At 43.8% G+C, this 13,673-nt stretch carries 7 protein-coding genes; 2 read left to right on the top strand and 5 right to left on the bottom strand.

Going from position 1 to position 13,673, the window contains the following annotated elements:
- Positions 1-148: 148 nt before the first annotated feature.
- The 4 genes from DFP98_RS17565 to DFP98_RS17550 all read right to left on the bottom strand — a co-directional run bounded on the left by DFP98_RS17565 (position 149) and on the right by DFP98_RS17550 (position 5,922).
- Complete coding sequence (locus DFP98_RS17565; protein WP_116061905.1) at positions 149-874, bottom strand: ankyrin repeat domain-containing protein; 726 nt, start codon at positions 872-874, stop codon at positions 149-151.
- Positions 875-1,000: 126 nt separating this feature from the next.
- A complete protein-coding gene (locus DFP98_RS17560) occupies positions 1,001-2,512 on the bottom strand; it encodes a hypothetical protein (RefSeq protein WP_116061904.1) in 1,512 nt (503 codons plus the stop codon).
- A 335-nt stretch (positions 2,513-2,847) separates the two neighbouring features.
- Complete coding sequence (locus tag DFP98_RS17555; protein ID WP_116061903.1) at positions 2,848-4,380, bottom strand: hypothetical protein; 1,533 nt, start codon at positions 4,378-4,380, stop codon at positions 2,848-2,850.
- Entirely contained in the window at positions 4,381-5,922 is a 1,542-nt protein-coding gene (locus tag DFP98_RS17550) for a replication-relaxation family protein (RefSeq protein WP_181917754.1), read from the bottom strand.
- Positions 5,923-7,450: 1,528 nt separating this feature from the next.
- Here DFP98_RS17550 and DFP98_RS17545 point away from each other — a divergent pair.
- The gene (locus DFP98_RS17545) at positions 7,451-7,870 is read left to right on the top strand and encodes a hypothetical protein (protein WP_094048261.1); all 420 of its coding nucleotides are present in this window, start codon (positions 7,451-7,453) and stop codon (positions 7,868-7,870) included.
- 22 nt (positions 7,871-7,892) lie between these two features.
- Positions 7,893-9,335: a cell division protein FtsZ gene (locus DFP98_RS17540; RefSeq protein ID WP_116061901.1), complete on the top strand. Its 1,443-nt coding sequence runs from the start codon at positions 7,893-7,895 to the stop codon at positions 9,333-9,335.
- A 1,792-nt stretch (positions 9,336-11,127) separates the two neighbouring features.
- Here the strand turns inward: DFP98_RS17540 and DFP98_RS17530 are convergent.
- Positions 11,128-11,985 carry a helix-turn-helix domain-containing protein gene (locus DFP98_RS17530; protein WP_116061899.1) on the bottom strand — a complete coding sequence of 286 codons (858 nt, stop codon included), beginning with the start codon at positions 11,983-11,985 and terminating at the stop codon, positions 11,128-11,130.
- Positions 11,986-13,673: the final 1,688 nt, after the last annotated feature.

Genomic DNA, 13,673 nt, shown 5'->3' with positions numbered 1-13,673 from the left:
CTCCTCTCTAAAGATGTTTCCCGTCCGTTCATCCTCAGATCGTTTATTGATCGTTAATAGAAGCGGGTTCGTGGTGCTTCTTTTCCTGGAATGCACCTCGATGAAATTAATCCGATCCGGAGCGGGATTCACTCGAGCTCATCCAAATTTAAGCAAATGATTTGTCCCATTTGTTCGTGATGGTCAAATTAATGTGATATAAGAGCTTACTGAAATATTCCATCTCTCGCTGAGGTAATCCGTAAAGAAACTGGGCCATTTGATCCCGCTGCTCTTGGGTTTTTCGCCTAAATCCTCTGAAAAAGGGTTTTCCCTTGCGTAGCATGTATAAGAGATCCTTGGGATCAGTTCTTGAAAAGTCAAGAACCCGCTGCTCCTGCATTTCATATAAAATGCAAAGGAGATCCTGAGCGTCATCGACTACTTTCCGGAAGTTTTCGCCAGCTGGAGGAAACGTGTATGTGAGCTCTGGATCGCGTGCATCGAGATAATGAAAAATCTTCAAGTGTTTCAGTCTTAATGCATAATAGGCTGCTGACAAAAAGGTTTCTCCCGCTCCACTATTTGCGCCCGCTTCCGCTAAAATCTTCACGCACTCAAACTGATTACACTGTGCTGCCTGGTGCAAGGCCGGCAAGGTATGCTGGTTATTGAAGAAGTTGACATCTGCGCCTTGCTCAACTGCCCATTTTAGAATCAGGGTTCTACCCAGCGCTGCTGAAGCAGAAAGCAATGTCTGATTCTGGTACACGATATTTATCCCTACAAAACCACTATCTAACATATTGGCAGCTTGGATAATGTCGTCTTGCACAGCACATCCGACAAATAGTGCAGCAAACTGCCCCACATGCATCGGATTGTTTATGTTCATCGTCTATCTCCCCCATTCATTTATGTAAGCGCTATATCGTACATTCCTGGCATCGATGTAGTATCAAAATATTAATCTCTGAAAACGAATATTAACCATTAAATGGTATTTCCCGTTAGATATGTGCTATGCCGTTCCCTCATCGGCTTCGATATCCGAATCTGAATCCTTGAAGTACCGCATAATGCGGTCTATCAGACCGCCGCGCCGGCGAGCTTTCAGTTTTTTCAAGACTTCATCACCTAAAATCGCCCGAAGCATCTCATGTGCCCTTTCCCGCATTTCCTGACGCGTCTCATCCCTCACATAACCGCTCGTCCAAAAAGATTCGCCGTCCATATAGGTTTCCAAAAATACATTCATTACCGGCATGTGAAATAGCTTGCGATGCGCGTATTTATTTCTTATCACGGGGCTGTGTGCCCGCTCCAACCGCGGTGTACTCTTATTCATAACCAATAGGGTCTTCTCCCCATATCTGCTCAAAAAGGATTCGTACTTCTGGCGGCCGCGCGCGAGCCGCATTGCGTCATAGTTCCCGACGGCAAGAATGATATCAGCACTTTTCAATATAATTTGTTCTCTAGGGTCATGATAGGCCGTGCTGATATCGGAGAACAGGAGCGAGACGTTTTTACTGTACGTCAGGAGCTCCGCTGTTTCTGTCTCAGTCCAATTGTGCAGTTCTACGTCCGGATCTCGCAGAATATAGCGTACGCCCTGTATCCTGAGCGCATCTTCCCAAGCAGGGACGGCATCCATATCTAACACGGCGGTATGCCAACTTTGCCATCGCTTACCTTTGCTCTGATTGCGGATCTGCTCGACCAAATCATAAGCATTCATTATTTGCATCCAAGCGGCCGGCGGTGAAGCTGCTTCCATCACACCGACTTCCACGTCTAGCGCAGCTGCTTCTTCGGCCAGTAAGCGTGTGAGCGTAGAGGATCCAGCTCCCTCGAACAAGGAAACGACTGCAACACTTTTCGGGCTAATCTTTATTTGCTCGTAGATGTATTCCGTTTCTTTCTTTATCCGAACTTCCGTTCTCACTTCCGTGCGAACCTCAGTGATAACCTGAGGTTCCGCTGCAGGCGTGGATTCTGCACCAGGAGGTGCCTGCTTTGCTGCTTTCGGTATAAGCGGCTGCTGAAGGATCTCTTCAGGGGTTCCCTTCTGTTTGGCTTTTCGCTTTCGTAAATCGTCCGCGATTGCGTCTGATTTATTCCGAAATAACTCGGTGTTTTCGTATTTCGGAGCTTGCCTGAGCTGGGTGGTCCACCCTTTCGGGAGCTTCCCCTCATGGAATATATCCGTTACGTTGGAAAGCACCAGTTTACTGAGAAAGAGATCATCCACGGAACGGGTGCAGAGGAACACGATACGGATATGAAAGTCATACCGCCTAAGTTCCTCGATCAAATCCAGCCATTCGTCGTCGGTTTCCGTGTCCCCAATGAGTTCGTCAGCGACAATGATCATGTTGGCGCCATGCTCCATAACGCGCGGAACGATGTTCTTGCGCGTGAGCGCGATCCCGACGACTTGTCCTACTAGATCTTCTTCCAAGGCCGTCTTAGTAATGGCGTTAAGTCTCTCATCCTGTAATCCAAGTACAATACGGTAATGATCATCCAAGCTACTCACCGCCTTTCTTTATTTCTCTTCTCCTGGTGCCTGTTCAACAACTCATTTTTTTCATCAATTGTAACTATCAATTTTACGTTCTTCATGACTCCACCTTCGGAATATAGTGCTAGTTTTCTTGCTAGAGACTTCCTTTCCAATATACCTTTAATTAGAAGCCCCTGTTGGGCCTAGAGCAGATCCATTTGCAGGGGCTGAAGGTTTACTTCGCCGATTCGTCTTCCCTTCTGAGCTAGGAAAAAGGCATGTGGGAAATTTTCTAAACATTCGTCTACCAAGAAAGCTTGAAAGAAAGATTCCGGAATGTAGTCCATACTCTTCCGGAATTACTTGACCAAGCCGTTCTTGGATCTTTCTGCAGAAGGACGGAAGTATAAATTTGCGACGTTTGTTGCAACACAGTCGCTAGCGCAATTCCCGGACAGCAGGTTCCGCGTTTGCCGAGTAAATTCGAACTGCTTATCCTTGATTACTGGCCTTCCCTTATGTCGACCGCTAGCGTGCTTGATCGTTTGCCCAGACCTATCTGTTGCGACTTCCAGCCCGTCGTTATAAAACCACTGCACTGTACGGCGTGCCAGCATCCAGTAGATACGCTTATCCTTGGGCATTAGCCGAATGACTTCATCGGTCGGGATTAAGTCTTCCAGATCCTCCACAAGTGAAAAGGTATGTGTTGGGTCTTGATACATCTCATCTAGGTCAGGAAGCGTACACTCGTTCTTATGCAGGAACTTGAGCAAATACACGTACATCTTTACAACAACGCGGCAACTCTGTTTGAAAAACTCATCTGTGGTTTCGCTGATAGAGTCGAGTACTTGCGCAATCATCTCCGCTACCTGCTCTACCGGCCCAACCATGCTGTTAAAACCCGGCGTATCCGGATCCGAAGGGTCTAGGTATGTGATAAGCTCTTTGGGGATACCGCTTTCAAGAGCTTCCTTGTAAGCTTTATCACATAAATCCTTAGCCGGCTCAATAACGATCGAACCTATGAGATATTTCGCCCATGCCTTATGGAAATTTTCTGAATTCAGGCCGTGCTTTTTTATTAAACCAGGGAAAGCATTAATTGCTTTAATCATATGGCGCATGTCCTGCTTGAAGCCGACTATGATCTTCAGAGCCGTTTTACCGGAGCCCGGTGGACCAATCAGTCCAGTTCCTAACTGACGTGATTCACCAGAGAGTACAACGGGAGCACCTGTTTCTGCGTCCTTGGCCAAAGTGATGTCAGGTGTTTCGTTCGCCTTTTCGTCTCCAAATCGACCCAAGAAGCGGGATTGAAACTGATAGGTCGCAAACCACTCTTTGACAAGAGGATCTGAGCGATACTCGTGTAAAAGGTGTGCCCAGAGTTTCATGAATGCAATGAACGGCAGCATCATCATGAGTCCGCCGAGCATACGCAGGCTACCTGGATGCAAATATTCGCGGTATCGTGGTTCGGTGACCCATTTATCGACGTTCATGAGCCGATCATAACTAATTGGCTTCATCCATGCCGCCGCTACACTGGTAAACAACAGCGTTGCCGTAAACCAAGCGAAGAGAAAGAAAAAAGCTCTCCGCCCTACTCCCTTATTGGTCGTCTGTACGCGTGTGGTAAATAGCCAGCTTACGAGACAGAACAATAAGCCGCCAAAGACAAGAAAAACAGGGATTGATAATGGCGCTTGGTAAAACGGCATAAGGTAGTGCAATTCCCGAAATAACTTTCCCGCTTCAGCCCGAGACATATCTCCTTTATTTATCAGGAGCACTCCAATCATGCCGAGGCTCGAAAAGAAAAGTAAGGCAATCACGCTGTAGGAACTGGCAATGATGATTTGGGGCAGCCACTTCCGCACTTTCACTCAGGGCTTCACCTCCCACCGTTCCCCGCTTCTGTCCATATTACGGGAATAGAACGTTTGTTCCCCTGAACGCCATTTGTCCAAAGCTGCATACTTCAGCCGCGGGGAAAGGACGTGATGGGTATCCATGGTGAAGTGCGCCTCTTGCGGATAGAACATAATGCATTCGACATAATCCTCTGTCCGCTCAAGAAGATGGTTTACCTTGATATGCGGATTCAACCATCCTGGATAAGCAATAAACACCGCAATGGTATTCCCTGTCTCTTTGTCGTAAAAAGCGTAATCTGGTAATCCACGATCCAGGCGAAGGTTTTTCCACTCCTTCATGCTCATAGGGATTGATCTCGGGAACTTCAAGCTCAAATGCGCCTCAAGATCGGGAAATAATCCAAAGAAGTCGCCAGAATGCTGTATGTATTGAAATGTAGTGCCGGCTAAAATCGACTGTCGAGAGACGAGAAAGATGAGTTCGTCCTGGATCAGTTCGTTTTCAATAGCCGTTTTTACAGCATTACCGACATTCCGGACGCGAACCTTACTTTCCTGGAATCTTTTTTTATGGGATTCTTCCCCCAGACTTGCATCACCTACGAGTATGGCGGTGCACTTCGGGATATAGCGCTTTTCATCCTTGATACGAATAGCTTTCTCTTGTAAGCGTTCTGCCCGCATTGCGCCAGTATCACATTCGATAGAGACGATAGGCTGATAGTGACCGGCAAGTATTTCCTTGTCTTGCTGTGTTCGAGACTGTACCGGTACGCTCAATATATCTTCGCCTACACGGTTTTCCTCTACCAGTGAAGTAAAGTAGCTATTGGGCTTAAACAGAATCCAGTCTGGCCGATAGTTTGCTTCATCTTGAGCATTGAGATAAAGGTATCTCCTCCACTCACTGCTCGGCAGATACATTTGGTTATCCCAGAGTAGCCCAATGCATTCCGACAAGAAGGACTGCAACATGAAGTGATGTTCTCCTTGTGCGCGAATTGCAAGATCGGAATGCAGAAAGTGTTGCTTAGGCAAATCAGGGTCTTCGTGGAGCATATTTACACGCATACAAGCCAGAGCATAAATTCTTAAACCAAGCTGACTTAGTTGATAGTGATAAGTTCTCGCATCTGCTAAGGACTGAGCTAATCCGAATATACGCTTTCGCTCCAATAGCCCGAGCTCTGTTAACTTTCGAATCGAGCTTCTTATTTTGAAGGGATTAGCTTCTGAAAAGTACATCTGGTGGATCTGATTAATCGTAAGTCTCCGATGCACGTACAGGGAATGAAGCACCATAGTATGTTCCATACTCCGTCGTACCAGCTTGATGGCACGATCCTCCGAAAAACGATACTTACGCGTTTTCCCTTTCTTACGATCTCCTCTCTTGCTCCCTTCATTGGATTCCTCGATTCCATCTGGTTCATCGTCAGGGTTAGGGTCCCAAGATCCCGGCTGGTTTTCCGTTGCCTTTGTTGGGTCCCAGAAGTGATCTTCGTCCCCGAGTGGGATCTCGTACCCCTCGATGGAATCATACGGCTCCATGTGGTCATGGCCCCTGAAGCGGGACTGGGCCCCGAGTGGATTAGCGGTCCCCGGCTGGGGACGTCGGTCCCCTACTGGTAAATCGTTCCCTTTTGGGGTGTGCCCCCCAAGTGGAATGTCGTCGACCCCAAATGGGGATTTTCCCCCGGAGCGGGAAGCGGTCCCGTTATGGATCATAAGTGTATTTGCCGACCGCTCATCTTTCATTTCTGGATACGAGAGAGCATGGCCCGCGTTAGGTAATTTGGACTTTGAATCAGAAAAACTACTTAGGGATAATGATTCATTTGCGTTTGAGCCTAACGTTTCATCTTTTGACAAATCTGTACACCACCCTCCTCAAATAGACATGGTTAATATTACCTACAGCCTAAAATAGCAAATAATTGTCGGATTGTGTATATTGCACCTAGCCACTTCCTTCTTTGTCTTAGTTTTGGTTCAACCGAAACTATTTTCTGTATTAACCTTATCCCTTTGGGGATTCCTAATTAGTTGCGCTTTACAGATAGAAAAACAGGTGAGGAAAATTAAAGCAGAAAAGTATCAGCTTATTGTAAGTTCAATCGAAGCTATCAGCCCTTGATATATATGGGATTGAAAGTGATTTTAGGGAGGGAGAAAACAAGCAATAAGAAAGGTAATAAAAATAATAAATATTTTTTTCAAATATAAATGTTCAACAGTATTGCTTTATCTGTTTAACTTCTGAATTGAGCGTCAAGATGGTTTCTTTAATTGTTAACTATTAGAGTGCCAGAGTCTTAGAGATTAGAGGTGTTGAAATGGGTCAACATTAACTCACGCAACTTCAGATGCTGGACATACGAATATGTGAACTAAGAAATCCTCCTGTTCTGTAAACGAGCGATTTTGTTTGCTCTTATTGATATCCCAGTTTGTCATATAGTCATAACACTTGTTTTCCACTGATTTCCGGATGAATGAAAAATTCTGGTTATTACATTAGTGAAGGTCAAATATATCCGCTGCTAATGTTAATAATATCTTCTCTATTAACAGCGCATTGGGGAGCGAGTTGAGTTTTTTAAGAGATCTAATATTTTGATAATATGATCACCTGAATATAGAGGCTCATTATGGTCATACTGATCGGCACACCCCATTGCATTTCATTCTGACTTCATATGTTTCTTGAATCCTAACATTTTTCTTCCTTGATAACGTCTAATAAGTATCTTGATTAGAAACTATGCACATCAAAGTGCAATTAACTCAATATAATTAAGGGATCCTTAATAGTAACTATTGATTCTGAAATACATGAGTTTCACTATCAAACTTAGCAAAAATTCTGATTGATTATAGGGAATGGTTATAACTGGATGAAATTAGAATGAAAATAATGAAAAATTGTTCAAAATAATATATAGTATCTATTCAGAATATAAAACGTAGTAACTATAAAAAATCCCTAGAATAAAAGGGGATTTATTGCTATTCCGCTACAATTTCGATTATAATATGTTATGTAGAAACTTAATGAGAAACTAGACTTGATAAGGGGGTGGTATCCATCGATGCGTATCTCAATCAGAAATACAGTGATGTTGATTTAAGCGAACAACAAGTAGCTATGTTAACTGACATCGTAGAAACTGACCTCCCATTAAAACGTGTTCTATTACATATTGCTAAACACGCTGATATAAATAAGGACGAAGAGGTCATGTCTGGTATCTCGATTAAAGGACTTGCTGATTCAATTGTTTTAGAAAGACGTGTCCAGCAAAAAAAGAATAAATCCAAAAAGTTCAATATTGAAAAAACGAATATCGATCGAAAGCACGTTGAACGAATAACGGATACATTACTTAAAATGTCCCTTTGTTATTTTGTTAGCGTCCCCCCTTCTAAGCTTATATATATTTCACGTAGAGGTCGGCAAATCGCAAAAGAAATTGTTCGTAGAAAGAAAGAGCAATAGAAAACGAAAAGGAGATGTTTCAATGGATTTCAGAAGAGCCCTCCCTTCTATCGCTACTACGGTAGTAGGTTTTGGCCAGGCAGGATCGAGGATTGCTGATAAGTTTGCCGGATTTAAGACTGCTGACGGAAAAACAGTTTATGTAACTCATGCTCTAAATTCAAATGATGGAGATTTGGCCGAACTTAAATATATCCCGTTGGAAAATCGTGTTTCGTTGAAACTAGGCGGGATGGGCAAAGATCCGGAGAAAGGGTTACGCGTGCTTGAGGAGAATGAAAACGCTCGTGCCATTTTGCGAGACTTCATACGTAATAAAGTAAAACCGACTGATGAATTAACTTTGTTTATTGCAGGTCTTGGTGGTGGTTCCGGAACCTCAACAATTATTAAAGCAATAGAAGAGTTTCATGATCATCATAACAACAGTTTGCTGAAAGCCAAATTGCTCGAGATTAAAGAGAATGTTGGACACGAGGAATTCTCTCGCAACGTAAGAAAGTACCAGGTAGAGGCATTTCAACAAGTAAGACAAAAGTATAAGAAAGTAGGCGTAATTGTCACGATTCCAACGCGCAGTGACGGACCTGATGTTTTAAGGCAGGTAAGCTCATTTGCTTCAAAAATATGGGAAATAACTAAGAACAAAACTAAAGGTATAGCATTTACTATTTTTGCAGATAATCAAATGTTTTATGATCGGTTTCAAAGCATTTCAAGTGATGGAAGATATAACAATTACCGCGATTTTGCCAATGCAGAACTTTCAAGCATCTTCCATGAAATTAACGTTGGATCAAATATTGGCGGGACCTCGGTTACGATAGATTCAAATGATTTCAGACGCGTTATTATGGAGCACAATGGCTGCCTTATTCTTAATAGAGTCGAGCAAAACGCAAAGACTGTAACAAATGCTACTGAATTAAAGCAATTATTCTTGTCCTCTCTGGAATCGAACAATTTCCACGATCCGATTAGACTTGAAGAAGAAACTGAAAACGAGGAAACCAAATCCTATGCAAAAGTGTTTCATGTTGGACTGTTAGCCATTATTCCTCCTGAGTTAAATCATATCGGCAGTTCTTTTATTGATGATGCCAAGGAGGAGATTAGCAGCAGATTGCCGCTCCAAGGGACAATTTTCTCTGGTTTCTTGAATGAACATAATCAATATAACGCAACAATTTATACCTTCTATAAAGCAGAAGCTCTTCCTACAAGGCTTTCGATCGGTCTTGTAGAAGAATACGAAGAGTTTATGAAGAAGCAACAAAAAATTCGGTTCAAGACGGAGGGTATCTCTCAGATTGCAGTGGCAGCTGAAGAATTTGATTTCGATGATATTGATATGCTCTCAGAGATGGGCATTGAGATAAAGGATAGCGATATAACTGATTCTTCAGATACTCCAGAAGTTGATGAAGATTTCGACTTCTCCGATATTACTCCAGAAGATCTTTAATTCAAGCTCCTCCCCCTCCCTTCTTATCAGGGAGGTTTTCTTTTTTATGGCATAGTATTTACATATGACGTTTTTTATTAAATACGTCCGATAGGACGCTGTCACTGAAGCATCGATAACTTAGCCGGGCTTCGCCTGTTGTGAAGAATGACGCGAGTGCAACTGTGCGATCCGTAAGTCGTCGCTGTCGCGCGATGGAGAAACGGGATGAGGCAACGCTGATCCGGACGAAGAACGAACTGATTCACGCGGAGAATGCGGGTGGATCTGGCACTGTATCGCGACTACAAACGGTTCAATGTCTCTCCGGAAGAACAGAAGGTGTTGACTGCAGCCGAGTAGTGTGTCGGCCAGACGGCCACGGTCAAAGCCGTTCGGGAACGGGAAACACAGCTGCCGGAGCGTGAGAAGCGCTTGAAGGCAGACCTGAAGCCGTTTGAAGTGGAGGACTACCATTGCCGCACCCTGGATCATTAGCAAGGAACGCTATGAAAGGCTCTACGCCCTTGAATCGCGTGTTCAGCAAATCGGAGAGGGAAAAAGCACCGGAAGCTCGAACAGCGGGCAGAGGAAGCCCATAGCAGGCTTCAGTCGCTCGGTTTCTGAGATCGCGAGAAGCATGGAGAGTCGAAAGGTGAAAGTAATCGACTTCACGAAAAAAAGGAATATCCGGATTTGAGGCGCAGCTCGCCGATCAGCGGCATGTGCTTTCGCAGGCCGATCGCATTTTACAGCGAATCAAGGTAGACAAACTGGCCACGCAGGCCGGTAGCCTAATACTGGAATTATCCAAACGCGAAGAACCTTAAGCAAATGAACGATCGGATGCGGCGATTGATGTCTCCGGAAGAGCTGTAGAAGCTGCATCTGAATCTGTCACAGGAGATCGGTAGCCTGGAACAAGAAGTTTGGCACATCGAGAAGAGTCGCCGCTGCTGCAGGGTGCGAAGGAGTGGCTGGAAAAGTATGAGCTGCAGGAATAGGGAATCCGCGGGAAGTTCCTTATGCGGGGCAGCGCGAGAGAACAACTCCGGGAAGACATGGCGCAATCCCGTCACATGATGGCGCCCTTCACGAAGTCGGGCTTCGCCCCTTGGCGCACCAAGTGGTGAACTGGATCTTCACAATCTGGCCGTTGTCATAGGCGCGCTGATCGCGGAGTCGGGCTTCGCCACTGGCGAATCAAGTCGCGAACTACAGCTGCACGATCGATCTAAATGCTGTCACCTGCGCGTCGATCACTAAGCCCGGGTTTTGCCCTTCTGGCGAACGAAAGTCTTGAATTGTAGTTGCGTGAGCTGAATGCAATCGTCGGTGCCCTGATCGAGGATCCGGGCTTCCCTAGACGAACAAAGTCCTGAGCAGCCAGTTACGGGGAGCTGGAAGCTATCACCGGCGCAGATCGCGAAGCGGGCTTCTCCGGAGAACCGAGGCGTCTAATAATGGCCATTTTAAATCTTGATACCCGGGCCCCCATTACTCCAGGCGATCACCCGTGTAGTTCATGGTAAGTTCGGTAGCCTTGTGAGTGAATACCGGCGTCACATTTGGCGCAAATCCGCTAAATGTCCCTCACCATCGTGCGCCGCAGCAATTTTAGCCCTCCCTCCTGCCTCTTTTCTGGCTCCCTTCTAGCACGCCGCGACTCATTTAAACCCCAGGACTGCTAGTCTGCTGGAACCAATTCCCTCCCTGGCCTAGATTATCGCGCATCCCCCCTCCCATCTGCTACTCATAGTTCACTGAGTAAAAAAAGACACAGGTATCAAAACCTGTGCCTTTCCTTTAAACGTTATGTTATTTCCTTTTTGTACTCTTCCTCTATTCTGTTGGCTATGAATTCCTCAATAAATAGAGTTTTAGCTGATAGATCTTCTTTTTTTTTGAAGAGACCTGTTTTAACTGGATTCTTGTTCCAAGCCTCAATTGCTTCCATTCTAAGCCGTTGATGAACTCTTCTGGATAGCGCGAGTTCATTGTGAAGGGCCTGTCTTAATTCAATTGATCTCTCTTCATCTGATTTTTGATTTTCACTTTTGGTTAGGGAATTCTTTATCATGACAGTGTTCTCTTCAAGCAATGATCTCATTGTTTCTTCTTGTGCTTTTGTTACTGTTGTCAGCTTCTTTTCAATGTTTTCTATCTGATCATTGTTCTCGTTCTTTATCCGACTCAGTTCTTCTTTTAGGAATTCCCTATTTTCTTGGTTAAATTTATAAAGAAGGTCTTCCATGTGTGACACAACAAGCTTGATTTTGTCATCAAAATTTCTAGAAAGATCAGCTAGTTGATTATTCTGATGCAGTCCACCCTGCTGTCCCATGATAGCCAACTCATTAGCATTCGTTTCAAATTGAGGATTATCTCTCTCCAGACTTTGCATTTCTAGGAGTAGTTCTTTAATTAAAGGCAATCCAAGGTCCTTTTCATCGCGCCATTTATTAATTTTAGCGACCCATATTTCATGTTTTTTTGTATAAAATCTTTGATTTTGTGCGTCTCGTGGTACTCGAAAGGCTTCTCCTAACACTTCCTCCCATTTTCTAAGTGTTGTTTGTGGCACACCAACTAGCTCTGAGAAATCTTTAATTGAATAAGCGCGTAGTTGATCAAGTGCCTCTGGACCAAGAGAATATTCATTTTCATACATAGAGAAACCACTCTCCTTTATCTCAATATGTAGAGGGTCTACATATCCAATGCATAGATGTATCCACCTCTATTATACACAAATACAACAGCTCGTGTAATTCCTCTACAAAATAAGGGTATGTGGATACATAGAAACTGATGTATGTATATATACATAAGTGAAGGTGTATTTAATTGTTAATGTAAGTAGATACATTAAAATATGTAGATGTATGCATTAATAGGTGTAGATATATACCTATGATGTGTAGAGGGTCTACATATCGGAATATTTGTGTTTTTGGCACATCTTTTGAGGTGTAGCTATCTACATGCTGAAAGGGAGGGTGATTATTCGTATGATCGAAATCAACTTTTACCGGACACATGCAAGAATAAAGGGGTGCTCATGATAAAATTATAGATACCAATATAGAAACTATAATGGTGTCTATAAAGGAAATGTAATGTCACCAGTCGGGGTATCTTCATATAAAATAAGGTTATATTTATAGTATCCAGTTTAGATACTATAAATACAAATCAGACCGATTTCCTCTGGCAAAATATCAAAAAGGTCCATAAAGAGTAGGGTATAGGCCTGAAATCAGGCTATGAAGAATAAATGCCATTCAATATTCTCAATTAAAATATGGATAAAAATATGGTTTCTAATATAGTAACTAGTAGAGAAACTACTCAAAGAGAATTAAACAATCCAGTTTAGTATGTTTCATGAAGATGAATCATTTGGTCAATTGAGAACAAAGTGTGCAAACATTCATTTAAAAACACTACATATATAAAGATGACAACCAGGGGCATGAAGTGAAAATACCTGTAGAAAGGAGGAAAATCATAAACGACAATCAGTTGTAGGGATCTACATATGCGTTGAGAGGCCACTATCATAGAATGAGAGGGGCTGGAAACGAAGATTGGTATAACTGAAGTCCTGGTTACGAGGATGAGCGTTTGGGGCAAGAGAGACGGCTACAGGAAAGTAGGAGGGAGAATAAAGCCTGTAGCCACGATTTGACCATTGCTCTGTAACGACTCAACTGACTTTCGAATTCAAAACTCAGACGAATATTTGGCTGGCATCTGATGTGAATCCGCACATAACTGTTCTGCATCGGTTTGATCTTTCAAGACCTCGCGACTTAGCTGTGACCGGAGAGGACCGAACTTTGATCGTCTGCGGTGAAGCTATTTGCTATCTGTGACGCCCGTTAGAGAAGGGCAACTGGTTGACGGCGATAGATATATGTACCCCTAATGCTCAAATCAACAATTGAGCTGGCCGTTGTTTACCTGCATGGAGAGAACCACGTGTCCGGTAAAAAGGGAGATGTTCTTCAGGCATCGGCAAAGTCGTTGTCCTCGCTACCGCCATGTGGATATGAACATTGATCTTGCAAAGCAAAAGCTGCAGCATCTCCGACAGGCCCGTAACCTAGCAAGAGCGCATCTCTTCAGAGGCATAAGTCAACATCGGCCTGAAGTAAACGCAACTAGTTCAATCTCAGTATGAAGTGGGTGCGGCTAGGAGATCGATTCTTAGCTGTACGACAGAACATATTGACTTCCGCTGTACATCTGTTCTTGAAAAGTATTGAAAGAAAAAAGAATGCCGATCGCAACCATAAAACTGTAGGACGATAGCGCGAATAAAGAAGGGGCCAAGCGTTATTTCTAATTATCATA

It is taken from the genome of Cohnella phaseoli (assembly GCF_003386235.1).
Lineage (GTDB): Bacteria > Bacillota > Bacilli > Paenibacillales > Paenibacillaceae > Cohnella > Cohnella phaseoli.
This window is presented reverse-complemented; position numbering and strand designations above follow the sequence as displayed.